Origin of the sequence: Photorhabdus sp. HUG-39 (genome assembly GCF_963878365.1) — a bacterium.
GTDB lineage: Bacteria > Pseudomonadota > Gammaproteobacteria > Enterobacterales > Enterobacteriaceae > Photorhabdus > Photorhabdus kayaii.
Genome location: NZ_CAWNWY010000023.1, coordinates 57,620 through 83,950 on the forward strand (window position 1 = coordinate 57,620; position 26,331 = coordinate 83,950).

The 26,331-nt window shown below is 42.6% G+C and carries 23 protein-coding genes and 1 pseudogene; 7 read left to right on the top strand and 17 right to left on the bottom strand.

The window, feature by feature from the left end; all coding sequences use genetic code 11:
- Positions 1 to 3 precede the first annotated feature (3 nt).
- On the bottom strand, positions 4 to 783 hold the full coding sequence (gene cmoM / locus AAC155_RS15325; RefSeq protein WP_112894781.1) for a tRNA uridine 5-oxyacetic acid(34) methyltransferase CmoM: 780 nt from the start codon (positions 781 to 783) through the stop codon (positions 4 to 6).
- Between the two features lie 153 nt (positions 784 to 936).
- Between cmoM and elyC the strand changes: the two genes are divergently transcribed.
- Complete coding sequence (elyC, locus tag AAC155_RS15330; RefSeq protein ID WP_113043182.1) at positions 937 to 1,773, top strand: envelope biogenesis factor ElyC; 837 nt, start codon at positions 937 to 939, stop codon at positions 1,771 to 1,773.
- A 125-nt stretch (positions 1,774 to 1,898) separates the two neighbouring features.
- Here elyC and kdsB read toward each other — a convergent pair whose 3' ends face one another.
- The 5 genes from kdsB to AAC155_RS15355 form a co-directional block, all read right to left on the bottom strand.
- On the bottom strand, positions 1,899 to 2,648 hold the full coding sequence (gene kdsB, locus AAC155_RS15335; RefSeq protein ID WP_113043183.1) for a 3-deoxy-manno-octulosonate cytidylyltransferase: 750 nt from the start codon (positions 2,646 to 2,648) through the stop codon (positions 1,899 to 1,901).
- A 3-nt stretch (positions 2,649 to 2,651) separates the two neighbouring features.
- Positions 2,652 to 2,831, bottom strand: a complete 180-nt coding sequence (locus AAC155_RS15340; protein ID WP_011145924.1) for a Trm112 family protein — start codon at positions 2,829 to 2,831, stop codon at positions 2,652 to 2,654.
- 201 nt (positions 2,832 to 3,032) lie between these two features.
- On the bottom strand, positions 3,033 to 4,028 hold the full coding sequence (lpxK, locus tag AAC155_RS15345) for a tetraacyldisaccharide 4'-kinase (protein ID WP_113043184.1): 996 nt from the start codon (positions 4,026 to 4,028) through the stop codon (positions 3,033 to 3,035).
- Positions 4,025 to 5,773, bottom strand: a complete 1,749-nt coding sequence (msbA, locus tag AAC155_RS15350; protein ID WP_113043185.1) for a lipid A ABC transporter ATP-binding protein/permease MsbA — start codon at positions 5,771 to 5,773, stop codon at positions 4,025 to 4,027. The genes lpxK and msbA overlap by 4 nt, the downstream gene beginning before the upstream one ends.
- A 35-nt stretch (positions 5,774 to 5,808) precedes the next feature.
- Positions 5,809 to 8,136, bottom strand: a complete 2,328-nt coding sequence (locus AAC155_RS15355) for a ComEC family protein (RefSeq protein WP_113043186.1) — start codon at positions 8,134 to 8,136, stop codon at positions 5,809 to 5,811.
- A gap of 294 nt (positions 8,137 to 8,430) precedes the next feature.
- On the opposite strand from AAC155_RS15355, the gene AAC155_RS15360 reads away from it, so the two are divergent.
- Positions 8,431 to 9,243: a 2OG-Fe(II) oxygenase gene (locus tag AAC155_RS15360; RefSeq protein WP_113043187.1), complete on the top strand. Its 813-nt coding sequence runs from the start codon at positions 8,431 to 8,433 to the stop codon at positions 9,241 to 9,243.
- A gap of 4 nt (positions 9,244 to 9,247) precedes the next feature.
- Entirely contained in the window at positions 9,248 to 9,883 is a 636-nt protein-coding gene (locus tag AAC155_RS15365) for a LysE family translocator (RefSeq protein WP_113043188.1), read from the top strand.
- Here the strand turns inward: AAC155_RS15365 and AAC155_RS15370 are convergent.
- From AAC155_RS15370 to ansB, 9 genes and pseudogenes are all read right to left on the bottom strand, one after another.
- Positions 9,860 to 10,087 carry a HepT-like ribonuclease domain-containing protein gene (locus AAC155_RS15370; RefSeq protein WP_262978315.1) on the bottom strand — a complete coding sequence of 76 codons (228 nt, stop codon included), beginning with the start codon at positions 10,085 to 10,087 and terminating at the stop codon, positions 9,860 to 9,862. The two genes, AAC155_RS15365 and AAC155_RS15370, sit on opposite strands and share 24 nt — an antisense overlap.
- Positions 10,082 to 10,249: pseudogene (locus tag AAC155_RS15375) on the bottom strand (PAAR domain-containing protein); the annotation flags it as partial. The gene AAC155_RS15370 and the pseudogene AAC155_RS15375, both read right to left, overlap by 6 nt.
- Positions 10,250 to 10,704: 455 nt before the next feature.
- Positions 10,705 to 10,989 carry an integration host factor subunit beta gene (ihfB, locus tag AAC155_RS15380; protein WP_011145915.1) on the bottom strand — a complete coding sequence of 95 codons (285 nt, stop codon included), beginning with the start codon at positions 10,987 to 10,989 and terminating at the stop codon, positions 10,705 to 10,707.
- A gap of 65 nt (positions 10,990 to 11,054) precedes the next feature.
- A complete protein-coding gene (rpsA, locus tag AAC155_RS15385) occupies positions 11,055 to 12,728 on the bottom strand; it encodes a 30S ribosomal protein S1 (protein WP_113043189.1) in 1,674 nt (557 codons plus the stop codon).
- A 181-nt stretch (positions 12,729 to 12,909) separates the two neighbouring features.
- The gene (gene cmk, locus AAC155_RS15390) at positions 12,910 to 13,593 is read right to left on the bottom strand and encodes a (d)CMP kinase (protein WP_113043190.1); all 684 of its coding nucleotides are present in this window, start codon (positions 13,591 to 13,593) and stop codon (positions 12,910 to 12,912) included.
- On the bottom strand, positions 13,593 to 13,781 hold the full coding sequence (locus AAC155_RS15395; RefSeq protein ID WP_146748108.1) for a hypothetical protein: 189 nt from the start codon (positions 13,779 to 13,781) through the stop codon (positions 13,593 to 13,595). Before AAC155_RS15395 ends, cmk begins: the two co-directional genes overlap by 1 nt.
- A gap of 116 nt (positions 13,782 to 13,897) precedes the next feature.
- Entirely contained in the window at positions 13,898 to 15,184 is a 1,287-nt protein-coding gene (aroA, locus tag AAC155_RS15400) for a 3-phosphoshikimate 1-carboxyvinyltransferase (RefSeq protein ID WP_113043191.1), read from the bottom strand.
- Positions 15,185 to 15,313: 129 nt separating this feature from the next.
- Positions 15,314 to 16,402 (bottom strand): 3-phosphoserine/phosphohydroxythreonine transaminase, encoded by a 1,089-nt coding sequence (serC, locus tag AAC155_RS15405; RefSeq protein ID WP_113043192.1) that lies wholly within the window; start codon positions 16,400 to 16,402, stop codon positions 15,314 to 15,316.
- 620 nt (positions 16,403 to 17,022) lie between these two features.
- Complete coding sequence (gene ansB, locus AAC155_RS15410) at positions 17,023 to 18,066, bottom strand: L-asparaginase 2 (protein ID WP_113043193.1); 1,044 nt, start codon at positions 18,064 to 18,066, stop codon at positions 17,023 to 17,025.
- A gap of 138 nt (positions 18,067 to 18,204) precedes the next feature.
- Between ansB and ycaO the strand changes: the two genes are divergently transcribed.
- From ycaO to pflA, 4 genes are all read left to right on the top strand, one after another.
- Positions 18,205 to 19,968 carry a 30S ribosomal protein S12 methylthiotransferase accessory factor YcaO gene (gene ycaO / locus AAC155_RS15415; RefSeq protein ID WP_113043194.1) on the top strand — a complete coding sequence of 588 codons (1,764 nt, stop codon included), beginning with the start codon at positions 18,205 to 18,207 and terminating at the stop codon, positions 19,966 to 19,968.
- 318 nt (positions 19,969 to 20,286) lie between these two features.
- Positions 20,287 to 21,144, top strand: coding sequence for a formate transporter FocA (gene focA / locus AAC155_RS15420; protein ID WP_113043195.1), 858 nt, complete (start codon positions 20,287 to 20,289; stop codon positions 21,142 to 21,144).
- 55 nt (positions 21,145 to 21,199) lie between these two features.
- Positions 21,200 to 23,482 (top strand): formate C-acetyltransferase, encoded by a 2,283-nt coding sequence (gene pflB, locus AAC155_RS15425; RefSeq protein WP_113043196.1) that lies wholly within the window; start codon positions 21,200 to 21,202, stop codon positions 23,480 to 23,482.
- A 73-nt stretch (positions 23,483 to 23,555) separates the two neighbouring features.
- Positions 23,556 to 24,296 (top strand): pyruvate formate lyase 1-activating protein, encoded by a 741-nt coding sequence (gene pflA / locus AAC155_RS15430; protein WP_113043197.1) that lies wholly within the window; start codon positions 23,556 to 23,558, stop codon positions 24,294 to 24,296.
- A gap of 1,036 nt (positions 24,297 to 25,332) precedes the next feature.
- Here the strand turns inward: pflA and AAC155_RS15435 are convergent.
- The gene (locus tag AAC155_RS15435) at positions 25,333 to 25,560 is read right to left on the bottom strand and encodes a hypothetical protein (protein WP_113043198.1); all 228 of its coding nucleotides are present in this window, start codon (positions 25,558 to 25,560) and stop codon (positions 25,333 to 25,335) included.
- Positions 25,561 to 25,708: 148 nt separating this feature from the next.
- Positions 25,709 to 26,331, bottom strand: a 623-nt coding sequence (locus tag AAC155_RS15440; protein WP_192880524.1) for an Rpn family recombination-promoting nuclease/putative transposase, incomplete at its 5' end; no start/stop codon positions are given.

The window sequence follows — 26,331 nt, forward strand, 5'->3', positions numbered from 1 at the left end:
CCTTTAAACTGTTAAAGCTGGCTTGCGTGCCATAACATGAATGTAGCGCCCCAGGCTGATATAAGGCTCCTGTCGGCAATAACGCTGTTCTAATTCCAGCAACGCCGGAAAGTTTTCGCTCTGTAATTGGCGATTTTGCAAATAATCGTGAAAAACACGCACACCGGTTTTGCCGGTAATCGTCATATTTAATTCATCAAGCCATTGATATACCTGCTCTGGTGCCAATGGATTCTGAGGCGATAATGAACGTTTTCTGCGACGTTGTATATTGGGTGTCGCCAAATGAAAATTACCTAAAATAGCATTACGCATAACCAAACCATTGGCATTGTAAAACATTAAAGATAGAGCGCCACCCGGATTAATGATATTCATTAGCACTTCTATTACATATTTCTGATCGGTAATCCACTCAAGTACTGCATGGAATAATACCAAATCTACCGGTTGCTCTATATATTGGCTAATTTCTTGTACCGGACTTTGTATAAATTGCATATTTTGGCTGACCCCTTTCTCTTCCGCGGCCAGCCTTGCCCGCTGGATCATCTCTTCTGATAAATCACACAATATCACTTGATGACCCAATTCAGCTAATTGGCATGCTATATTTCCCTCACCACCACCCGCATCTAAAATACGCAGTGGACGTTGAGGTAATTGAGCCAGTAATTCGCTAATATCCTGCCAGACAACGGCTTGCCTGATTTTACCTTTGGTTGTGCCGTAAATATTACGAGAGAATTTGTCTGCAATATCATCGAAATTGCGATCCCGCATGAAAAACTGCCTCACTAATGGAATAGATCTGATTTATCTGTTGAGATTTCATTACGCTGACTGCTATTTTGGCACAGCATTCGTTGATATAACTACTTTTGACGACAAACTGTGAACCACATGGCTATAATTCAACCAAATTAAGGCAAATAGATGCAATTTTTATTTAAAAAGTACCTCGGTGCAATGGTGATGCCTCTGCCATTAATATTGCTAATTTCACTTGCTGCTTTATTACTGCTGTGGTTTACCCGTTGGCAAAAAACAGGAAAAATGGTTCTAACATTCAGTTGGCTCACGCTACTTCTGCTAAGTTTGCAACCTGTTGCCGATAAGCTGCTGTTACCACTGGAATCGGTTTATGCTAACAGCGACCAATCTGATCCCAATCACAATCCACCGGTTGATTATATCGTCGTTCTTGGTGGTGGCTTCACTTATAACCCAAATTGGGCACCCAGTTCAAACTTACTTAACAACAGTTTGCCACGAGTGACAGAAGGTATTCGTTTATATCGCCTGAACCCCGGCTCTAAAATGGTCTTTACCGGCGGTAAAGGGGCGAATGTTAAAAGTAGCGCTGAAGTTGCCGCTATCGTAGCCCAATCGCTCGGCGTGCCCGCAGAAGATACGATTGCACTAACAAAGCCAATGGATACTGAGCAAGAAGCCAATGAAGTTAAGAAACTGATTGGTAACCAACCCTTTATTTTAGTAACTTCCGCCAATCATATGCAGCGAGCAATCACTTTCTTTAAACAACATGGGTTGAACCCCATTCCCGGCCCAGCTAACCAATTAGCGATCACTTCACCATTACATCCTTGGGAAAAATATCTGCCCTCAGCTTACTTTCTATCTCATTCAGAGCGAGTATGGTATGAAACTTTAGGCATCCTCTGGCAACGCATTAAACCGTCGAAGGATCTGGAACACCCACAAAAGTCAGAGCATTCTCAGCCGTTAAATAATCCTCAAGCGACTTCTTGAAGCAAGAAGATGGATAGAGAAACGAAAGCGCGATAGAAATAAACAATATAGAAATAAACAATATAGAAATAAACAACAATGAATGACGCGCTTTCGTTAATCAAAAAATAAGTTCAAACAACCAATCAGATTTCAGTAAACACTTTTCTGATTGCTGCCAAATCTTCCGGCGTATCAACGCCCACTCCCGGCGCTTTTAATGCAATCCCCACATGAATTTTTTCGCCATACCAAAGTACCCGCAGTTGTTCCAGCATTTCAATTTGCTCCAACGGGCTCGGCTCCCATTGCACATAGCGACGGATAAAACCCGCGCGATAGGCATAAATACCAATATGACGCAGGAAATTGTCCCCAATCGTTTCCCGTGATTGAATAAAACGGTCACGCTCCCAGGGAATGGTTGCTCTGGAGAAATAGAGCGCATAACCCTGTTTATCCATAACGACTTTCACAGCATTAGGGTTAAAAGCTTCCTCCGCATCATGAATCTGTACAGCCAACGTTGCCATTCCCGCTTTACAACCCGCCAAATTCTCTGCAACCTGTTTAATGATCTCTTCGGGAATTAATGGTTCATCCCCTTGAACATTAACGATAATTTCATCATCGGAAAATTGATATTTGTTGATAACCTCAGCTAACCGTTCAGTACCAGAATGGTGATTTTCCTTGGTCAGACACGCCTCTCCACCGGCAGCCACAACAGCATCAACAACGTCGTGATTATCTGTTGCCACAATGACGCGTGCAGCACCTGAACGCTTCGCCCGCTCCATAACACGGACAATCATCGGCTTGCCGTGAATATCGGCTAAAGGTTTACCGGGTAAACGGGTTGAAGCAAAGCGAGCAGGAATAATAACGGTGAACATCTCTTATTTTTCCTCATCCAGAGGTAATTCACGGGCTTCGTGCTCTAACAGGACGGGAATACCATCACGTACAGGAAACGCAAGTCGATCCAACTTACAAATGAGTTCAAAATTCTCTTTATCGTAACTGAGTTTTCCGTTACATACAGGGCAGGCAATAATTTCGAGTAAACGGTGATCCATACATCCTCCAATTATGGAGCTTTAATTTAGTGCAACTCAGAATAACATAAGCTTGGTATCATCGTTAACTCTTGTTATACCTGTTATCTTTCAAGTTGCCTCTTTGTTGGCTGCACTCGCTGACCCCGGTCACATAGTTCTCTATGCTTCCAGGGATTCGTCCTTGCCGTCGCGATGCATCTTGAAATCCATAGGGTATATTTACTTAATATTTTTATTCATCTCCAATAACGAACAAATCTTGTTCAGCATTATCTCTCCCTTTTCCTGAGGTAACCGAGCATCTACTGGTAAATACCACCAATTTGGCTGAGCAAAACTAAAACACTTAACCGCATCTTTTTCTGTCATCAGTAAATTCTGGTTGATATCAGCCAGATGACACAATTGATCTTCTGCGTACAGTTGATGGTCGGCAAATGCGTACTCCTTTTGTAGGTCAGCACCTAACTGCTGCAAGGTCGCAAAGAACCGAGGTGGATGGCCGATTCCAGCCATCGCAACAGCACAAGGTATCAGATTCACAGCTCGTTTTTCACCGCTCACCATATTCACAGCTAACTCGCCAGCTAATGTCATGGATAATTCACCTGGCTGAGGAGTACCACCGTTGGTGATAATGGCATTAACCCTGTTCAACCGCCCAGATAGTTCACGCATTGGGCCTGCCGGAAGCCACCAACCATTCCCAAAACGGCGCACGCCATCAATAACCGCAATTTCAAAATCCCGCTGCAAAGCATAGTGCTGTAAGCCATCATCAGTCACGATGATATCCAGTGGCGTGTCTGCCAGTAATGCTTTCACTGCTGCAACCCGTTTTGGCGCAACAGCCACTGGTGCGCCAGTACGACGATGAATTAATACCGGTTCATCACCGGCTTGAGCCGTAGTGATATTTTCAGTCACCAACAGAGGATAACTTTCCGCTTTACCCCCATAGCCGCGGGAAACAACACCAACCCGATAACCTTTTTTCTGCAACTGCTCCACCAGCCAAATAACCACCGGCGTTTTACCATTACCGCCGGTAGTTAGATTACCCACCACCACCACAGGCACAGGCGCTTTCCAGGCTTGCCTCAACCCTGTTTTATAACTCAACCACCGTAAGCCACTTATCAGCCCGTAAAGGGCTGAAAAAGGTAATAACAGCAAATAAAGCCATGAGCGGCCTGACCATATGCGCTCAATCATTGACCAAATTGCATCCGATGTAGTTGTGAGTAAACACCATTTCGCTCCAACAGAGAGAGATGGTTACCCCGTTCAACAATATGCCCATCTTCAATCACCAGAATTTCATCCGCGTTTTCAATGGTTGATAGACGATGTGCAATAACCAGCGAGGTTCTGTTTTTCTGCAATTCATCCAGTGCAGCCTGAATTGCCCGTTCAGATTCCGTGTCCAGCGCCGAGGTTGCCTCATCAAGAATCAAAACCGGAGAATCACGCAACAAGGCACGTGCGATAGCAATACGCTGACGTTGGCCGCCAGAAAGCAGTACACCATTCTCACCGATCATCGTATCCAAGCCGTTATCTAACTTCCTGATGAAGTCCATTGCATAAGCCATCTCAGCGGCTTTCTCAATCTCTTCACGGCTGTATCGGTTTTCACTGGCATAAGCAATATTATTCGCTACCGTGTCATTAAATAGATGCACATTCTGCGATACCAGAGCAACCTGTCCACGCAAGGAAGAGAGCGTATATTCCCGCAAGTCATGCCCATCCAGCAAAATATTACCTTCGTTGACATCATAAAAACGGGTCAGCAAATTCGCTATTGTGGATTTACCAGAACCAGAACGCCCTACCAAAGCAACAATTTTTCCCGCCGGGATATAAATGGAAATATTTTGTAACGCCGGTAATTCCTTGGTTGGATAGCAGAAAGTCACATTACGGAATTCAATATCACCGTTCGCTTTTTTCAGCTCCAGCTTACCGTCATCTTTTTCCTGTTCCATATCCAGAATCGAAAACAGAGTCTGACAGGCGGCCATGCCTCGCTGGAATTGCGCATTAACATTAGTCAATGATTTCAATGGACGCATCAACGCAATCATTGATGAAAATACGACCGTAATTTTACCCGCTGTCAGTGTTTCCATAATATCCGGGAAACTTGCTGCATACAGGACAAAGGCCAAAGCAAACGAGGCAATAAGCTGAATGATGGGATCAGAAATTGATGAAGCAGAAACCATTTTCATGCCTTGCTGACGCATATGGTTACTGACTTTATTAAAGCGCTCAGTTTCTACTTTCTGCCCGCCAAAAATGAGCACTTCTTTATGCCCTTTCAACATCTGCTCAGCACTGGCTGTGACTTGCCCCATGCTATTCTGCATATTTTTACTAATACTGCGAAATCGCTTCGATACCACGCGAATCACCAATGACACAATCGGCGCAATCACAATCAGGATCAGAGATAATTGCCAGCTATAGTAAAACATCAAAATAAACAGGCCGATTATGGATGCCCCTTCCCTGACCACAGTAATCAGTGCACTGGAAGAGGAGGAGGCCACTTGTTCAGAATCATAAGTGATACGGGAAAGCAGCGTCCCTGTAGATTGCTGATCAAAAAATGACACCGGCATCCCCATCATATGGCTGAACAGACGGCGACGCATCTGCATTACCACTTTACCGGAGACCCAAGATATACAATAACTTGATACAAACCCGGATAGCCCTCGCATAATCATTAAAGCAATCACAATCAGTGGCATCCATTTCAGTACATCACTGCTTGCTTTGCCGAAACCTTCATCAAGTAAAGGCTTAAGCAATGAAAGCATTAACGTATCACCGGCAGCATTAAGGATCAGTGCAACCGCAGCAACTATCAGCCCAATTCTGAACGGAGAGACAATTGGCCATAGTCGGCGAAACGTCTGCCAGGTAGAAAGGTCTTTATCATTCATTATTGAGTTACCAACACAAAAAGAAATAGCGGGTTATTCTACTCATGATCACTACGAATACCAAACCACTGATGATACCAACGTGACATAATTTGTTGCCTATAGCTCATCATTTCAACATGATCGCCATAAAAATAACCCGTTATCTGCCCGGATACCGCGGTACTACGCCATTCTGCCCCAATTTTACGATAACGTCGCTGCACTTTAACCGAAGGAAGTCGCCACGGGCTATAACGTGCAACAGAGGCCAGTGCATATTGTGGTGAGACGGTATGAATAAAAGCGGCTGTAGATGACGTGTTACTACCATGATGTGGAACCTGCAATACGGTCGATCTTAAATTCTCTTTTTCTATTCCCAATAGCTTATATTCCCCTTGCTTTTCCAGATCTCCGGTTAAAAGCAAGCTATGTTTGCCATCTTCTACCCGAATGACACAAGATTCGTCATTACCTGCGTGTAATGATCTTACCGGCGGCCATAATACACGGAAGCTCAACCCCTGCCAGAGCCACTGTTCACCGCGTATACATGGCAGATGTTGCTGATTAATTAAAGAACTTCTCACAGCAATACCTGGATATTTTTGTTGTAAGGATTCTAACCCACCGGTATGGTCAAGATGATCATGACTGATAATAATCTGTTCTGGCGTTAATCGATGCCAACGCAAATAAGGGATTATCACCCTTTCTGCCATACTGCCAGTTTCCCAACGATTAGCGGTATCAAAAATCAGCGCCTTGCCATCTTTTTCAATGATAACCGCAAGCCCGTGCCCAACATCCAGCATAGAAAATCGCCACAGATATTCTTCGTTGCGCCTCAGATAGCAGAGCATTATCCCTAAAGAAATGCCAATCAGTAACTTATATGATTGCCACCAAGCAAATCGCCAAATGATGACAACAAACCAGCCAATAAACGTTATTAATAGAGGAAAACGACCCGTTTCATTCCATGACTGTTGCAAAACTGGCAAAGGAATTAAAGAGAAGGTTACAGAGTAATCGACTAATTGCCATAATAACGCATGAATAAGAGAACAAAAATGACTTATTAATGCCAGCATAATCAACGGAACAGTAATAAAAGAGATGATTGGCACAGCCCAGAAGTTAGCAAATAACGCGGCAAAATTGACACCATGAAATAATAATAGCTGGAGAGGAATAAGCATCAGCATCATACCCATTTGCATATATAACCCGCGCAGCCATAGCCATTTCCAACCATAACGAAATGGCTCAATCAACGGCGCCCAAAAGAACCAGAACATTATCGCCATCACAGCAAAGAAGGAGAGCCAGAAGCTGTCAGAAAGCACAGTCAGGGGATCAAATAAGAGAATCATTGCGGCTGTCCACAATGCCCACTGCCAAGGGAAACAGAGAATATTTCTGTAACGTAAATATAGCCAGAGCGTTAAACCCAGTAATGCACGAATAGCCGGAATGCCCCAACCCGATAACCAGACGTAATTTATTGCCACTATCCAACCGATAATCAATGGAAATCTGTGCCCTATCCAGTGTACGGGAAAGAAGAGTTGTAATAATCTTGCCATCCACCAACCAAACATACTGGCAACAGTAATATGCAACCCTGAAATAGCCATAAGGTGAGCCGTACCTGTTTGTTGTAATAATAAATTATCCTCCTTACTTAACCACTGACGCTCTCCGAATGCTAATGCCATCGCAATACCACTATGCTTCAATTCACGAATATCCGGTGCAATATGACTGACCAATCGCTGACGTAAGTTACATTTCCCGTCAATTAATTCAGCATGAATGACTTTCCCTGTTAAAGGTCGGCGGATAGCTAATGCCCTACGCTGGCTATCATATCCACCTTGATTTAGCTGACTATGAACTGGCCGTAATTTCATTTTCAGCCGCCATTCTTGACCAGCACACAGAGATTCAGGCGAAATATCCCAATAAGCGGAAACATACAGTGGCGGAAAAATAACTTTGTTTTCATTCTCAATAATACGCAGGATAACCCTGCCTTTCTCTTCATTATCTAATGATAAACTTTCAATAATAACCCGTGATAAATGCGCTTTTTCACTAAAATAGATTATCTGTTCGAGCAAATGATTTCCCTGCCAGCACCCAATAAGAAATGCCAGTAACGAAATTGAAACTATCCGGCAAAGGCAAAATGGTAAGAATAAGCAGAATAGAGCCAGTAATAGCAATGTCATAACCTGCCATTTCTGTGGTAACTCAGGCAGAAAAAGCAAGGGTACAATACCGACAATAATAGCTATTGCGGCCTGATTCACGCTAATGATTGGTATAGGTTGTTTCCAATTTGTTGTTATCTTATTTATCACAACTGAAAACCACATCCTTATTCATCCTTACCCTTTTATTTTTCCAGCAGAGTATTCCTTATTTTTTACAAAGCAGCCAGAAGCACAAGAAAAATTATCAAACACCTTCGCAGATTAATTTCAGGTTAACAATCATTTCAAAAATATATGCGAACAGCTTCGCAAATACAGAAACTGCCACCTGCTAATTTTTGTTTTGTGATTAAGATCGCATTGATTAAATTTAAATAATACTAAATTAATATTTCCATTCTATTTTTATATGGAAAATAATCAAAAAATCATGTTAAATACAATAAGGTGGTTTTTATGAAAAACAAAATAATTGTATCTGACTCTCTGCAAGAACATCATCTTACTAAATTATTTAATAATGAAGTGTTAGCAATCCATATAAAGAAATATGTTGATAGTCCTATTGCAAACAAGCTCTCTGATTTTTTTCTCTCTCACGAAAATCTGGAATGTCATCCTCATGATTTGAAAAAAGGAGATGAAGTTGTTTTAGTTGATTATGGTGTTGATAGAATTGGCCAGTCTTACAACACAACTTTTGGCAAATCCAAAGATAGCGATAGCTATAAAAAATATTTTGAAAATGCGTTACCGGCCATCAGAAATGTCAGAAATTTCTGTGCTCCAATGTTAGCTCCTTTCGATAAATTTCGTTTAGAACTGGACGAGATATGGTCCGCCGGAGCCAGCATTGCAAACTTTGAAGGTAAAAAGATGCATGCGGGTATTGCCAGAGTGATGAGCAGGCCGGAACGCTCTTTCATGGTTGAAAAACAACCCCATTTTGATGGCCTTCAACAACAATCGGTCAATTTGTTGGGGCAATTCTCAGTGAATATCTATATAAAAATACCTGCAAATGGAGGAGAACTTGAGCTGTGGGATGTTCCTGAAATCCCTATTACCGAGTTAATCGAAGATAATGCAGAAAATGATTGGCGAGGCACACTTCCGCCATCCATCCTTATTAAACCAGAACAAGGAGATTTGATTATAATAAACACCAGGAAACCCCATGCTATTCGTAGTTTTTCTGAAGGGTGCAGAATATCATTACAAAGCTTCATTGGATTATCACTAAATAAACATCTCATGTTATGGAATTAATTATATGGTTGGTGTAATCAGTACATTAGGAACATTTTTTATTTTAGGATTGGGAGCTGCGGCTCCCGTTGGCCCTATAAATATAGAAATTATGCGTAGACACTTGAATATCAGTTGTCTTCACGCAGTAATTTTTGGCTTAGGTGCTTGTTTTGCCGATATAATTTATTTGTTACTTTTAGGTTTTGGTATATTACAATTGTTTTCCAATACTATTTTTATGCCTATTTTTGGGTTTTTAGGAGCATTGATGGTCATTTGGTTTGGTATTACCAGCTTCATAAATAAGAAAAATGAGGAAAATATCAATATCATCTCCAAACCCTATCATAGGCAATTTTTTGATGGTGTATTGTTGACACTATTAAATCCATACAATGTTATTTTTTGGCTGTCTGTCAGCGCACAACTCAACAATATTACATCAGGTAAATATAGTTTAGCTATTGGTGCAGCAGGGACAATTATTGGCGTCATTGTTTGGGTTGCCTTTATTAATACTGTGATATTCTTCTCCAGGAAAATGTTCAGTCATCGTGTTATCAAGTTTATTAATTACACCAGCGGTATCATTCTTATTATGCTTGGAATCTATTTCTTTTCATATTCAATAACATTATTTAATCTGAAATTTTCTTAAGTCAGGAAATGCTATGCCTGAAGGTCCAATAACGTTTTTAATCAAACAAAAAGTACGCATCTGGTAAGCAAACGACAATGGCAATTCAGGGTTAGCAACAGCGAAATTGGGATAATGCTTCCCAATGTTATTACTGGCCTCGCCGATGATCTCGAAGTTGCGGATCATGGCGTCTTGCACCAACCGGTTGTTTAGGAACGCCACACCACCGACAATGATGTAAGTGCCGGGATGTTTACCACAAGTAACCTTATCTCCTTCACGAGCCGTTGCTCGCCCATCAAATGTCATGGTGTGGTCACCAGTAATAATCTGGCCGCCACACGTTGTTTTATCACCAACCAGCAGGAAATACCCTATTGCCATCTATTCACTTCTCCATTGATTTATAGCATGAAGAGTGGTTCTAACTGAAATCATCATGTTTTCACCACTTATGGATTAATAAATATTCAATGATGCAATGGATTTCACCTAAAAATATATAGGAATATTCCGAAATTTATCGAAATTAAGTGGCTTGATGCCGGTATTACCTTATATTTTTAACAATTTTTATACATTTATTTATCAAAAGCGAATATCACGAATAAATTTAAAACCAATGACGATATTAATTTTGCATACGAGTGATTTCTGGAGACACAACGTCAGATTGACAGGATTATGGGGAAGGTTTTCTCAATATAAAATTCAGCTCTATTTTTATATGAGCCTTGATTGATCAAAAAAGTGCTGACCAAAAGGCCAGCACTTTATTACTAATCTAAAACAGCACCAAAGACACTGTTTAGAATAAGCAATAACTTGTATCTTCAAACTTAATCGTAGATATTCACGCGATCACGCAACTCTTTGCCAGGTTTAAAATGGGGAACGTATTTACCTTCCAGCTCCACTTTATCACCGGTTTTAGGGTTACGACCTACGCGCGGAGCACGGTAGTGAAGAGAAAAACTGCCGAATCCGCGCACCTCTATACGTTCACCATCTGCCAATGTTATTGCCATATGGTCGAGTATTTCTTTCACTGCATCTTCAACGGTTTTGGCCGAAATATGAGATTGCTGGCCAGCAAGTCTTTCAATTAATTCAGACTTGGTCATGAGTACCTCCCTAAACTACCGTACTTGGATAACACTTACGTGTTATCCACCGTTATTCACTCGAATTATTCGCCTTTCGCTGCTTTGAAAGCTTCAGCCATTGCATTGTTTGCAAAGTTTGCGTCTTCTTGTTTGTTCACAGAAGCGATAGCGTCTTTCTCGTCAGCTTCGTCTTTAGCGCGAACAGACAGGTTGATAACGCGGTTTTTGCGATCAACACCAGTATATTTAGCTTCAACTGCATCACCCACGTTCAGAACCAGCGTTGCATCTTCAACACGGTCACGAGAAGCTTCTGATGCACGCAGGTAACCTTCAACGCCGTCAGCCAGTTCTACTGTCGCACCTTTAGCATCAACTGCGGTAACTTTACCAGTAACAATAGCACCTTTCTTGTTTACAGATAGGTAGTTATTGAATGGATCTTCTGCCAGTTGTTTAATGCCCAGAGAGATACGCTCACGCTCTGCATCTACTTGTAGAACAACAGCCGCGATTTCATCGCCTTTTTTGTATTCACGAACGGCTTCTTCTCCAGCAACGTTCCAGGAGATGTCAGACAGGTGAACCAGGCCATCAATGCCGCCATCCAGACCAATGAAGATACCAAAGTCAGTAATAGACTTGATCTTACCTTCAACACGGTCATTTTTGTTGTGAGTTTCAGCAAATAGCTGCCAAGGGTTAGATTTACACTGTTTCAGACCTAAGGAGATACGACGACGTTCTTCGTCGATATCCAGAACCATAACTTCCACAACGTCACCAACGTTAACCACTTTAGATGGGTGGATGTTTTTGTTGGTCCAGTCCATTTCTGAAACGTGTACCAGACCTTCAACGCCTTCTTCGATTTCTACGAAGCAACCGTAATCAGTCAGGTTAGTTACGCGGCCAGTCAGTTTAGTACCTTCTGGATAACGCTTAGCGATTGCTACCCAAGGATCTTCGCCCAGTTGTTTCAGGCCCAGAGATACACGGGTACGCTCACGGTCAAATTTCAGTACCTTAACTGCGATTTCATCGCCCACATTGACGATTTCACTTGGATGTTTAACACGTTTCCAAGCCATATCAGTAATGTGCAGCAAGCCATCAACGCCGCCCAGATCAACAAATGCGCCGTAGTCAGTCAGGTTCTTAACGATACCTTTAACTTCCATACCTTCTTGCAGGTTTTCCAGCAGTTGATCACGTTCTGCACTGTTTTCAGATTCGATAACAGCACGACGAGAAACCACGACGTTGTTGCGTTTCTGATCCAGTTTGATGACTTTAAACTCAAGCTCTTTACCTTCCAGGTGAGTTGTATCACGAACTGGACGAACATCAACCAGAGAACCAGGCAGGAATGCGCGGATACCGTTCAGTTCAACAGTAAAACCGCCTTTTACTTTACCGTTGATGATGCCGGTAACTGTTTCTGCGTCTTCGTAAGCTTTTTCCAGCATCAGCCACGCTTCATGGCGTTTTGCTTTCTCACGAGACAGAACAGTTTCACCAAAACCATCTTCAACAGCGTCTAGCGCAACATCAATTTCATCACCGACCTGGATTTCCAGCTCACCCTGAACATTTTTAAACTGTTCTACAGGAATAGCGGATTCTGATTTCAGACCTGCATCAACCAATACAACGTCTTTATCAATAGCAACAACGATGCCGCGAACGATAGCACCTGGACGAGTTTCAATAGATTGCAGGGATTCTTCAAAGAGTTGAGCAAAAGATTCTGTCATGTTAATGATCTTCAAGATTTTAATTTAACGTCCATTATAGCTTCCCGCCGAATGGGGTTGTTTTACATGCCCTGCTACTATTCCCTGTAACAAGGTTGTTTGGTTTGCGGAAAAATTCGATACCCGCGTACCTAATTTTTAGTACATCGTCATCAATTATAAGCTAAAAACTTAAAACCGCTCAGGTAATTGAGAGAATTTTTTTCGCATAATTTAGCGCCTTGTCGATAACTTCTTCGATAGACATATTGGTTGAATCCAATATTAATGCATCTCCAGCCGGCGCTAACGGCGCTACTGCCCGGTTACGGTCGCGGTAATCACGTTCCTGTATCTCGGACAAAAGACATTCAAAGTTAACACTAAAGCCTTTTTCCTGCAACTGTAGCATACGTCTGCGCGCACGTTCTTCTGCACTGGCATCAAGAAATATTTTTACCGGGGCATCAGAAAACACCACAGTTCCCATATCACGGCCATCTGCAATCAAGCCCGGTGCAACCCGAAAAGCACGCTGACGCCGTAACAAGGCTTCACGAACTCGTGGGAAAGCAGCCGCCTGCGAGGCAGTATTGCCGACCGTCTCAGTCCGGATCTCATTACTGACATCCTCGCCCTCAAGCATCACACTGAGCTTCCCTTTTCTAGGGACAAAGCGCACATCAAGATTAGCAGCCAGAGGAACTAACGCGTCTTCAGACTGGATATCCACCTGATGATGAATCGCTGCCAGTGCCAACACTCGATAAATAGCACCTGAATCAAGCAGTTGCCAGCCTAAGACCTCTGCCAGTGCCTGGCATAATGTCCCTTTACCTGCACCGCTTGGCCCATCAACAGTTATTACTGGGGCTATCGCCACCATTATTGTTCTCCTTTAACATGGCAGGTTAACACTTCACCAGATGCTGAATATTTATTCAATAAAATAATCAATATCTGCCGTTTATTATACGCACTCACAGAGTGAACGAAATAAGCGCATGCCATGTAGATATACCCGTTATCTTTCAAGTTGCTTCTTTGTTGGCTGCTCTCGCTCACCCCGGTCACATAGTTACCTATGCTCCCGGGGATTCACTCCCTTGCCGTCGCGATGCATCTTGAAATCCATAGGGTATAGATTTTGATCAAAGAAATACGCTTTATTAAATCATAATAATCGATAATTATGACTTTCGCTGGCTTAATCTCTCCAATTGATTGAAATAGTCAGGAAAGGTCTTTGCTGTACAACCTGGATCGAGAATGGTAACCGGTGTATCGGACAGCGCCACCAACGAGAAACACATCGCCATTCGATGATCATTATAGGTACCAATTTCAGCAGGTAACAATCTTGGTGGTGGTGTGATGCGAATGTAATCACTCCCCTCTTCCACCTCGGCACCGACTTTACGCAATTCAGTTGCCATCGCATGCAGCCGATCCGTCTCTTTTACCCGCCAGTTGTATATATTGCGAATGACGGTCTCCCCTGCCGCAAACAACGCAGTGGTTGCAATGGTCATAGCTGCATCAGGAATCTCATTCATGTCCATATCAATGCCAGTGAGAGAGCCTCGTTCACATTCAACAAAGTCATCACCCCAACGAATTTTCGCCCCCATTTTCTCCAGCACATTGGCAAATTTGATATCCCCTTGAAGGCTATTTTTACCAACTCCGGTCACCCGCACAGTACCACCTTTAATTGCCGCCGCCGCCAGAAAATAGGAAGCAGAAGAGGCATCACCTTCAACCAAATAGTGGCCCGGAGAAACGTATTGCTGTTGGCCTTTAATATGGAAAATCTGATATTGATCGTGATTTACGGTAATACCAAAACTTTTCATCAATGCCAGAGTGATATCAATATAAGGTTTGGAAACCAATTCCCCTTGAATATGAATCTCAGAATCATTTTCTGCCAATGGCGCAGCCATCAGCAATGCGGTCAGAAATTGGCTGGAAACACAGCCATCTACCGTCACTTTGCCACCAACAAAACCCCCTTTGATGTGTAACGGTGGATAATTTTCCTGTTCCAGATAATCAATTTCCGCTCCCCCTTGACGCAAAGCATCCACCAAGTGACCAATTGGACGCTCTTTCATCCGAGGTTCGCCGGTAAGAACGACGTCATTTTTTCCCAAGCATAACGCGGCGGTTAGGGGACGCATCGCTGTGCCGGCATTACCCAGAAACAGTTCTACCGGCCCTTTATGGGTAATCAATCCACCAATACCGTCAACTTCACAACGGGTACGATCATCAGATAAACGATAACTGACACCCAGCGCAGCCAAGGCATTGAGCATATGACGAATATCATCACTGTCCAACAAGTTAGTTAAGCAGGTAGTACCTTTAGCCAAGGCTGCCAGTAATAACGCACGGTTGGAAACACTTTTTGATCCTGGCAGGTTAATAGTTCCACTAATGGAAGAAATAGGTTGTAGCATCAGGGATTGCATAAATAACAGGCTCTCCGATTCTCAATTAGGTTATTTTTAATTATAAGTGAGTCATTGTTACGTTTGAGGAAATATTTTTTTCTACCCTGAGATAGGCCGGGAACCATTGTTCCCGGTAAAGTTGACAAATCAGCCGTTACGACACTCAAAATCAGCCATAAAATCAACTAAAACCTGAACCCCTTCGACAGGCATTGCATTATAAATAGAAGCACGCATACCGCCGGAAACCCGGTGACCTTTCAATGCCTGCAACCCTTGTGCATCTGCTTCTGCCAGAAATTTGCTATCCAGTAAGGCATCAGCCGTCTTGAACGGCACATTCATCAGGGAACGATTTTCAAGGACGACTTGGTTATGGTAGAAATCACTGTTATCAATGGCATTATAAAGTAACTCAGCCTTAGCACGGTTACGTTTTGCCATCTCTTGTACCCCGCCTTGCTCTTTCATCCACTTGAAGACCAAACCAGAGAGATACCAGGCAAACGTTGGCGGCGTGTTGAACATGGAGTCATTCTCTGCCAGCACCGTATAATCAAGAATAGACGGGGTTTCTTTACGGGCTTTGCCTAATAAATCTTCACGAACAATAACCAGTGTGAGCCCCGCCGGACCAATATTTTTCTGCGCTCCAGCATAAATCATACCATAACGGCTAACATCTAACGGCCCGGAAAGAATAGAGGAAGAGTAATCCGCAATAATAATTTTATTATCATCAAAATCTGGATCTTTATGAATTGCGATACCGTCAATGGTTTCATTCGGGCAATAATGGACATAAGCCGCATCATTACTTAATAACCATTCACTCATTGGCTTAACGCCTTTCAAGCCATTAATTTCGGTTTTGATATTAATCACATTCGGCGTGCAATATTTTTCTGCTTCTTTGACTGCACATTCAGCCCAGTAACCGCCATCAATATAATCAGCTTTAACATTATCACCCAGCAGGTTCATTGGGATAGCGGCAAATTGACCACGGGCGCCACCATGGCAGAACAATACCTTATAGTTTTCAGGCACTGACAATAGATCTCGCAGATCATTTTCAGCTTCCTTTGCCACTGCGACAAATTCCTTACCTCGGTGACTGATCTCCATAATTGAAGTCCCAATACCATGCCAGTTACAGAGCTCTTGTTCAGCTCTACGCAATACTTCGACCGGTAACATAGCGGGACCTGAACTGAAATTATATACCTGATTCATTTACCTCACCTTATTCTGATTATTCTGACGAAATAACAATGATTGATAACAATAAATAATCTGATATATCGGTTGTACCATTCCCATTTCATTGCTGCAATGGTTATTCAAACGTTGAACAAAACTATCGCAAAAATAGCCAATAAACTTGTTCATTCAGCGCTATTACAGGTGAACCGCTTATTTTTTACCTTTTTTATCTACAGCTATGAGAGGAAGGAATAATGTGAATGGTGAATTGGGTAAAACAATAAAGCCATGATGTCGGTAAAATCGCACTGCATTATCATCTTTTGCGTCAACAAGCAGCGCATAAGACGCAATTTCGGCACGAATGGTCTCTCAATAGCATCAGCTAGCAATGCTCCACCGAGTCCCTAATTTCTAATTGCCTGATCAACGGCCAACCTCCCCATCCGTACTGCCGGCACTGTTGGGTATCGTGGCAGTTTCTTAATAGTAGCCGTAGGGAGGTTGGTCAACTGGATACCAGCGGCAGCCAGAGTATAATATCCCACTGCCCGGTGATCATGAAGCGCAACAAAACAAGCTGCTACGCGGCGCCTAACATCCTGACCAACCTGTACCTGCGCGCTCTATTGTTATCTCTGAATCACAAATCAATATTTCACAAACATCTCGTGAATTTTTACCGGATCACGCGTTTCAGTCAGAGCTAATTGTAAAAGTACTCTGGCCTTTTGTGGATTCAGACGTTCAGAAGCGACAAAGCCATGCTTGCTATCATCCACTTCCGCATCCTGAGTAACATATCCCACCGGTACACGGCTTGATCTGACGACCACAACCCCATCTTTAGCCGCTTGAGCCAAAGTATCGAAAATCGCCTTATACATATTACCGTTGCCCACACCAGCGCTGACAATACCTTGGTAACCCGCACTCAAAAACGCTTTTGCTGGCAAATCAGACGCATTGGCATAGTTATAGACAATGCCTACTTTAGGCAGTTTATCCAGTTTACTGACATCAAAAATCGCCTTACTCGCTCTCGGTTTAGCGTCAGCGTAATAATTGACTTTGCCATTATGAACAAAGCCCTCAGCACCCGCATTAATTGGTTGGAATGCCTGAACTTCAGTGGTGCTCATTTTCACCACGGTGCGACCACTAATAACCGCATTATTCATTGCCATCAATACACCACGTTTGGCTGATGCTTTATCACCCGCAACAGCCACAGCGTTATACAGATTTAACGGGCCATCGGCACCAAGCGCCGTAGACGGGCGCATCGCACCAACCATGACAATCGGTTTCTGGCAGTGGGTAGTTAGATCGAGGAAGTAAGCGGTTTCTTCCATTGTGTCAGTACCGTGGGTGATAACAAAACCATCGGTCTTGCCACAATCCGCGTTGATTCTTTTCGCGAGTGTCAACCACACCTGATCATTCATATCCTGCGAACCAATACTCACCACCTGCTCACCTTTTAGGTTGGCGATATTTTTGATCTCAGGAATAGCATTGACTAATTCATCAATAGCAACTCTTCCAGCAACATAGTTGGATTGGATTGCAGACTTCCCACCACCCGCAATCGTCCCTCCCGTCGCCAAAAGCGTAATATTTGGTAAAGCAAAAGCAGAACCACTAATTAATGCTAATAAACTGGCTAAAGCTGTGTGTTTCATCTTTTTCATGCTTCTTCCTTAATAAAAAATATCCTATTAGATTATGGATCATGATAACAATAAATCTGTGATACATACCAGACTTTAGCTACTGAAAAAAAACTCGTATGATGAGCGCCCCATAACGCGCACTCATAAGTGAATACCATGACGCAAACCTTTATTCCCGGCAAAGACGCCGCACTGGAAAACTCAATCAACCGTTTTCAGCAAAAACTGCAACACCTTGGTTTTAATATCGAAGAAGCCTCATGGCTGAATCCGGTTCCCAATGTCTGGTCAGTTCATATCCGTGACCGCGATTGTCCTCTCTGTTTTACCAATGGCAAAGGTGCAAGCAAGAAAGCCGCTTTAGCTTCTGCTTTAGGGGAGTATTTTGAACGCTTGTCAACTAACTATTTTTTTGCTGACTTCTATTTAGGCGAAGCTATCGCTAACGGTGATTTTGTCCATTATCCGAATGAAAAATGGTTTGCTTTACCGGAAGATGATTCTCTACCAGCAGGCATTCTGGATGACCGGTTACACCAATTCTATAATCCTGAAAATGAGTTATGCGCCAGTCAGTTAGTCGATTTGCAATCAGGTAATGAAGAACGTGGTATCTGCTCGCTGCCATTTACTCGTCAGTCTGATCATCATACCGTCTATATTCCGATGAATATTATTGGCAATCTTTATGTTTCCAATGGTATGTCAGCCGGCAACACTATGAATGAAGCCAGAGTTCAGGGATTATCTGAAGTTTTTGAACGCTATGTGAAAAATCGTATTATTGCCGAAGGCATCAGCCTGCCAGAAATTCCCCAGGAAGTGATGAACCGTTATCCCGGCGTTGTTGCCGCAGTCAGCAAATTACAGGATGAAGGTTTCCCACTCTATTGTTATGACGCCTCTCTCGGTGGACAGTTCCCGGTTATTTGCGTAGTGCTGTTTAATCCTAATAACGGGACTTGTTTCGCCTCTTTTGGTGCGCATCCTGAATTTGGTGTAGCACTGGAACGTACTGTGACCGAACTATTACAAGGACGCAGTTTGAAAGATCTGGATGTGTTCAATGCGCCGACTTTCGATAATGAAGAAGTGGCAGAACATACCAATCTGGAAACTCACTTTATCGATTCGAGCGGTTTAATCAGTTGGGATTTATTCAAACAAGATGCTGATTATGCGTTCGATGACTGGAATTTCAGCGGCACAACAGAAGAAGAGTTCGCCACTTTGATGGCAATCTTCAAACAATTGGATGCCGAAGTTTATATTGCTGATTACGAGCACCTTGGTATTTATGCCTGCCGTATTTTGGTTCCGGGAATGTCTGATATTTATCCTGTGGAAGATTTACATCTTGCTAATAACACGATGGGAACGCATTTGCGGGAAGCTTTATTAGCATTACCGAATAGCCAGTGGCAAGCCGAAGAATATCTGGCACTGATTGAGCAATTAGATGAAGAAGGTTTGGATGATTTTACCCGTATCCGTGAGTTGCTTGGCATTGCGGTGGGTAAAGATAATGGCTGGAGCAATTTACGGATTGGTGAACTGAAATCCATGTTGGCGCTGGCTGGCGGTGATTTGGAACAGGCTTTAATTTGGGTAGAATGGACCCAAGATTTTAACGCCTCAATCTTTACGGCCGAACGCGCTAATTATTATCGTTGTTTGCAAACACTACTTTTACTTGCTCTGGAAGCGGATAAAGCGCCTACACAATATTATCAAGCATTCGTAAAAATGTACGGGCAAGATGCTGTTGAAGCAGCATCAGCAGCTATTTCTGGTGAACACTGTTTTTATGGTCTGTGGTCAGTTGATGCAGATTTAAAATCACTGCCCGCTCATCAGACTTTATTGGCTGCTTATGAGAAGCTGCAAAAAGCAAAATGCGATTTCTGGAACGCAAAATAAAATTGTAGAAAAGACAATTCATAATTAAAAGTAAAATTCAGGTTAAATTAAATTTATTTGCAACAACAAGTAAACAACAATTTGGCCTGTAATTTTACTTGTCAAACTTCCTACCAATGGTTAAATAAAAAAATATTATAAATTTTAAAATTTTTTTATTTCATTAAAATCAACATGTTAAGTTTAATTTGAACCGTTTTCACTCTCCAAAACAGAGTCCACTCTTAGGGAATTATGATCTATATCAAATTCTCCCCTTCACGCCTTTGTTACTATCATTACATACCATAACTTATTAATGATAAAGAGAATGTTGGTATGAAAGCTGACAACCCCTTTAACCTATTACCACCTGCGGTAATGACACAAATCGCCAATGACATTGGTGTTTATAAAACCACTAAACCTGTTGCCATTACCTATCTGTCAGCAATAACTGCCGGGATTTTTATTTCCATTGCATTCGTCTTTTATATTACCGCGACTACAGGAACCACATCTGTCCCTTATGGGCTAACTAAATTAGTCGGCGGCATCTGTTTTTCCCTTGGATTAATGTTAGTAGTCGTTTGCGGAGCAGATTTATTTACTTCTACTGTGTTGACGATTATTTCCAAAGGCACCGGGCGTATAACCTGGTATCAAATGATTAAAAACTGGATTAACGTTTATCTCGGTAATTTGATTGGCGCACTATTTTTCGTCGCCATTATCTGGTTTGCCGGTCAATACCGCGTTGCCGACGGATTATGGGGCTTGAATGTCTTGCAAACAGCAAACCATAAAATGCATCACTCTTTTATTGAAGCGCTATTTTTAGGCATTCTCGCCAATTTAATGGTTTGTCTCGCTGTTTGGATGAGTTATGCCGGACGTAGTTTAATGGACAAAATATTCGCCATGATTTTGCCAGTAAGTATGTTCGTTGCCAGCGGTTTTGAGCACAGTATTGCGAATATGTTTTTAATCCCGCTTGGCATTGCTATTAAGCATTTCGCACCAACTGAATTTTGGATTAACGTAGGGGCAACGCCTGAACAATTTTCTCAACTCACCATTGCACACTTTATTACTAACAATTTAATTCCAGTCACTATTGGTAACATTATCGGTGGCGCCATTTTGGTGGGGTTAACTTACTGGTCAATTTATCTGCGTAGTGAGCAGAAACATTAATTAGCTCTCTCGCCTGATTTCTTAAAAGTTCGATTATTACAAAGGTAGAAGTATCATGACTGAATTAAATAAAAAGTTCTCTGTAGCATGGCAAGGTTTTAACCTGGGTGATTGGCAAAGCGCCGTCAATGTTCGTGACTTCATCCAAAAAAACTATACGCCATATGAGGGTGATGAATCTTTCCTGGCAGGTTCGACAAAAGCGACCGATACCTTATGGGAAAAAGTCATGGAAGGTATCAAAATCGAAAACCGCACTCATGCGCCGGTTGATTTTGATACTGATGTTGCTGCTACTATTACCTCCCACGACGCAGGTTATATCGAAAAAGATCTGGAAACCATTGTTGGCCTGCAAACGGAAGCCCCATTAAAACGTGCCCTAATCCCATTTGGCGGCATCAAAATGGTAGAAGGATCATGTAAAATTTATGGCCGTGAACTCGATCCTAAATTGAAACAGATTTTCACTGAATACCGCAAAACGCATAATCAAGGCGTTTTCGATGTTTACACACCAGATATTCTTAAATGCCGAAAATCTGGTGTTCTGACAGGTCTGCCTGATGCCTATGGCCGTGGTCGCATTATTGGTGACTACCGTCGTGTTGCAGTATACGGTATCGATTTCTTGCGTGATGATAAATTAGCTCAGTTCAATTCATTGCAGGAAAAACTGGAAAGCGGTGAAGATCTGGCAATGACTATTCAATTGCGTGAAGAAATCGCTGAACAGCACCGCGCTCTGGGCCAGATTAAAGAGATGGCGGCTAAATACGGCTATGATATTTCTGGCCCCGCCACTGACGCTAAGGAAGCGATACAGTGGACTTATTTCGCTTATCTGGCGGCGGTTAAGTCTCAAAATGGTGCCGCAATGTCCTTCGGTCGCGTTTCCAGTTTCCTGGATATCTACATCGAACGTGACCTGAAAGCGGGTAAGCTGACAGAAGTTGAAGCTCAGGAATTAATTGACCATCTGGTGATGAAACTGCGTATGGTTCGTTTCCTGCGGACACCTGAATACGACGAACTGTTTTCCGGTGACCCAATCTGGGCAACAGAATCGCTGGCAGGTATGGGGATAGATGGTCGCACGCTGGTGACTAAAAATAGTTTCCGTTTCCTGAACACCCTATACACAATGGGTCCATCACCAGAACCCAACATGACCATCCTATGGTCCGAAAAACTGCCGACAAATTTCAAAAAATTCGCGGCAAAAGTTTCCATCGATACCTCATCTTTGCAATATGAGAACGATGATTTGATGCGCCCCGACTTCAACAACGATGATTACGCTATTGCTTGTTGCGTCAGCCCTATGATTGTGGGTAAACAGATGCAATTCTTCGGTGCCCGCGCAAATCTGGCTAAAACGATGCTGTACGCCATTAACGGCGGTGTAGATGAAAAGCTGAAAATGCAGGTTGGCCCGAAAGAAGAGCCAATAAAAGATGAAGTGCTGGATTACGACAAGGTTATGTCCCGCATGGATCACTTTATGGATTGGCTGGCAAAACAGTATGTTACTGCACTAAACATCATTCACTATATGCATGATAAGTATAGCTATGAAGCTGCACTGATGGCACTGCACGACCGTGATGTTTACCGTACTATGGCCTGTGGCATTGCCGGTCTGTCTGTCGCCGCTGACTCATTGTCTGCCATCAAATATGCCAAAGTGACCCCGATCCGTGATGAAAATGGTTTAGCGGTTGATTTCAAGATTGAAGGTGAATATCCACAATTCGGTAACAACGACTCACGTGTTGATGATATCGCCTGTGATTTGGTTGAACGTTTCATGAAAAAAATCCAGAAACTAAATACTTATCGCAACGCGGTACCGACACAATCCGTTCTGACCATCACTTCTAACGTGGTATATGGTAAGAAAACGGGTAACACTCCTGACGGACGTCGTGCTGGCGCACCATTTGGGCCCGGTGCCAATCCAATGCATGGTCGCGATCAAAAAGGTGCCGTCGCCTCTTTGGCCTCTGTGGCTAAATTGCCTTTCGCCTATGCAAAAGATGGTATCTCTTATACCTTCTCTATCGTACCAAACGCGTTAGGCAAAGATGATGAAACACGCAAAACTAATCTGGCTGGTTTGCTGGATGGTTATTTCCACCATGAAGCAGAAATTGAAGGTGGTCAGCATTTGAACGTCAATGTGATGAACCGTGACATGCTGCTCGATGCCATGGAAGACCCTGAGAAATATCCTCAGCTCACCATCCGGGTATCAGGTTATGCCGTACGTTTCAACTCACTGACTAAAGAGCAACAACAGGATGTAATTACCCGTACTTTTACCCAATCTATGTAATAATTTGTTAGCAAAGGCCCTGAATTTTAGGGCCTCTATTTGTTTATCCTGCCAGTTTTGGAGTAAACCTGTTATGTCCGTACTTGGTCGTATCCACTCTTTCGAATCTTGTGGCACCGTTGATGGCCCCGGTATCCGGTTTATTGTTTTCTTTCAAGGTTGCCTGATGCGTTGTCTCTATTGCCATAACCGCGACACATGGGATACCCACGGCGGCAAAGACGTGACTGTTGAAGAATTGATAAAAGAAGCGACAACCTATCGTCATTTTATGAACGCATCCGGTGGCGGGGTTACTGCATCGGGTGGTGAAGCCGTTCTTCAAGCTGAATTTGTACGTGACTGGTTCCGAGCCTGTCGTGCCGAAGGTATTCATACTTGTCTTGACACTAATGGATTTGTCCGCCGCTATGGTCCGGTTATTGATGAATTAATGGATGCCACAGATCTCGTTATGCTCGATTTGAAGCAACTTAATGATGAGATTCATCAGAAATTAGTCGGTGTCTCCAATCATCGCACCTTGGAGTTTGCCCGCTATCTGGCTAAACGTAACCAGAAAACCTGGATTCGTTACGTTGTGGTTCCGGGTTGGTCCGATGATAATGAATCCGTTCATAAGCTAGGTGAATTTACCAAGGATATGAAAAATATTGAAAAAATCGAGCTTCTACCTTATCACGAACTGGGTAAACATAAATGGACAACTATGGGGGAAAAATATCAGTTGGAAAGTGTAAAACCGCCAGCAAAAGAGACAATGGAGAGAGTGAAAAACATTTTGGAAAGTTATGGTCATAAGGTTGTCTATTAATTAAATTAGTTAACTTCCATCTCTGAAATGACGTTTAAAAACAGTAGGAAAAACCATCTTAAATATCAAACTCTGGCTTGCCAGGATCAAACTATATATCCGTTATCTTTCAAATTGCCTCTTTGTTGGCTGCTCTCGCTCACCCCGGTCACATAGTTTGCTATGCTCCCGGGGATTCACTCCCTTGCCGTCGCGATGCATCTTGAAATCCATAGGGTATAGATTAACTTCACAGGTAATAAGGAATATACAATAGGAATAATAACTACTACAGAAGATAAAACCATATAAAAACCAATCATATTCTCTGTAGAAAAATAGGACAATACTATTCATATAATAAACAATGAAACAAAAATAAATCTATAAAACCTATTCCCTAACAAATTAATTTCATCATAATATAAAAAGAAAACAATCCACATAATCAGAAAAAAATTTATCACGATGATGCTATATTTTTATATTTCTTCATAAATATAAATGAGTTAACTGGCATCAAGAAAAGTGCAATAGGCATTGAAATAACCACAGCAAATAAAACTCCATAAAGATTAATCACAGTCTCCATTAAAACAATAAGGGGTCGCTTCAGAAGATAAAGCTAATCACCCCACTCTTTCATTCCAGAAGTGACATTTTAAAGTCGTAATAACAACTTCAGAATATCATGGCTTTTAATATTGCATTATGTGGCAAATTCCCCGGTACCAGAATTTGTAAATTTTGATACCTTACAACAAAGGAGTTCATGAACTCTGTTTGGATACCAAAATCAGTAATAAACGGTCATATCAGGCACATGAACATTAAGGTTTTAACGAAACAGAGCGAATCATTTGTTTCCGCAAACAACTCACTTAATCGCGCTCCCCATGTTCTTAGGGTGTCATTTCGCCCCCGATAAAGTTGCTTCCGTCTGATAGGTTTCAGCTTCGCCGGACAAACGTAAAAGTCCCTTGTATAGCTATCATCCTGTAAGAACAAAAATGCCGATCTTGAATATCGGCATTTTGCTGTAAAAGAGAAGATTAATTTAATGCTTTAACGCTTCAATTTTATCCCGGCTCAGTCCGGTACTGGTGACAATAATGTCCAGACTCACGCCATGCCGTAATAAGGCACGAGCCGTTTCCAGTTTACCTTCCTCTCGACCTTCAGCTCGACCTTCTGTTCGGCCTTCTGTTCGGCCTTGCTCAATACCTTGCTTGATACCTTGCTCGCGCCCTTTTTGTTCAAGCTCTTCTGCAATAGTCATCAACATCGTTTCATGCTCCGGAGATTGTTACTTCAGTCTGACCGGTTTCAGCTTCGCCAGGCAAACGTAAAAGTCCCTTGTATAGCCACCATCCTGTAAGAACAAAAATGCCGATCTTGAATATCGGCATTTTGCTGTAAAACAGAAGATTAATTTAATGCCTTAACGCTTCAATTTTATCCCGGCTCAGTCCGGTACTGGTGACAATAATGTCCAAACTCACGCCATGCCGTAATAAGGCACGAGCCGTTTCCACTTTACCTTTCTCTCGGCCTAGTTCAATACCTTTCTCTCGGCCTAGTTCAATACCTTCCTCTCGGCCTTCAGCTCGGCCTTCTGTTCGGCCTTGCTCAATACCTCGCTCAAGCCCTTTTTGTTCAAGCTGTTCTGCAATAGTCATCAACATCGTTTCATGCTCCGGAGATTGTTCAATCAGTTGATGGACAAATTGTGAGAGATCCAACGTATGTCCATTCAGTAAAATATAGCGTAACACCACACTGCGCTGCTCAGTTGTATTATACCCTGCATTCAAGAGTTCCACCAATTGGAGGAGCCATTCCTGCATATCCCGGCAGCGGATGTGTTTTTGCACCAGCTCCATCAGGGCAACGCCTTTATGTGTCAGGATCTCTTCATCGCTGAGCACGCTGACGTCCACCAACGGAAACGCCTGACGGTATAAGCGAGCAGCCTGTTCGGGGAGCGTAAAACAATCCAGCCACCGGTTTGAGTAAGGATACGGCCGAACCTCACCATGATAAAACAGCAGAGGCG

Bases quoted from the DNA above. Each gene is read 5' to 3' on its own strand.
- ihfB (WP_011145915.1), bottom strand. From the start codon at position 10,989: ATGACCAAGTCTGAATTAATTGAAAGACTTGCTGGCCAGCAATCTCAT.
- cmoM (WP_112894781.1), bottom strand. From the start codon at position 783: ATGCGGGATCGCAATTTCGATGATATTGCAGACAAATTCTCTCGTAAT.
- elyC (WP_113043182.1), top strand. From the start codon at position 937: ATGCAATTTTTATTTAAAAAGTACCTCGGTGCAATGGTGATGCCTCTG.
- rpsA (WP_113043189.1), bottom strand. From the start codon at position 12,728: ATGACAGAATCTTTTGCTCAACTCTTTGAAGAATCCCTGCAATCTATT.
- AAC155_RS15435 (WP_113043198.1), bottom strand. From the start codon at position 25,560: ATGTTGATGACTATTGCAGAAGAGCTTGAACAAAAAGGGCGCGAGCAA.
- pflB (WP_113043196.1), top strand. From the start codon at position 21,200: ATGACTGAATTAAATAAAAAGTTCTCTGTAGCATGGCAAGGTTTTAAC.
- AAC155_RS15360 (WP_113043187.1), top strand. From the start codon at position 8,431: ATGAAAAACAAAATAATTGTATCTGACTCTCTGCAAGAACATCATCTT.
- serC (WP_113043192.1), bottom strand. From the start codon at position 16,402: ATGAATCAGGTATATAATTTCAGTTCAGGTCCCGCTATGTTACCGGTC.
- kdsB (WP_113043183.1), bottom strand. From the start codon at position 2,648: ATGTTCACCGTTATTATTCCTGCTCGCTTTGCTTCAACCCGTTTACCC.
- pflA (WP_113043197.1), top strand. From the start codon at position 23,556: ATGTCCGTACTTGGTCGTATCCACTCTTTCGAATCTTGTGGCACCGTT.
- AAC155_RS15355 (WP_113043186.1), bottom strand. From the start codon at position 8,136: ATGTGGTTTTCAGTTGTGATAAATAAGATAACAACAAATTGGAAACAA.
- lpxK (WP_113043184.1), bottom strand. From the start codon at position 4,028: ATGATTGAGCGCATATGGTCAGGCCGCTCATGGCTTTATTTGCTGTTA.
- ansB (WP_113043193.1), bottom strand. From the start codon at position 18,066: ATGAAAAAGATGAAACACACAGCTTTAGCCAGTTTATTAGCATTAATT.
- focA (WP_113043195.1), top strand. From the start codon at position 20,287: ATGAAAGCTGACAACCCCTTTAACCTATTACCACCTGCGGTAATGACA.
- AAC155_RS15365 (WP_113043188.1), top strand. From the start codon at position 9,248: ATGGTTGGTGTAATCAGTACATTAGGAACATTTTTTATTTTAGGATTG.
- aroA (WP_113043191.1), bottom strand. From the start codon at position 15,184: ATGCAATCCCTGATGCTACAACCTATTTCTTCCATTAGTGGAACTATT.
- cmk (WP_113043190.1), bottom strand. From the start codon at position 13,593: ATGGTGGCGATAGCCCCAGTAATAACTGTTGATGGGCCAAGCGGTGCA.
- AAC155_RS15340 (WP_011145924.1), bottom strand. From the start codon at position 2,831: ATGGATCACCGTTTACTCGAAATTATTGCCTGCCCTGTATGTAACGGA.
- ycaO (WP_113043194.1), top strand. From the start codon at position 18,205: ATGACGCAAACCTTTATTCCCGGCAAAGACGCCGCACTGGAAAACTCA.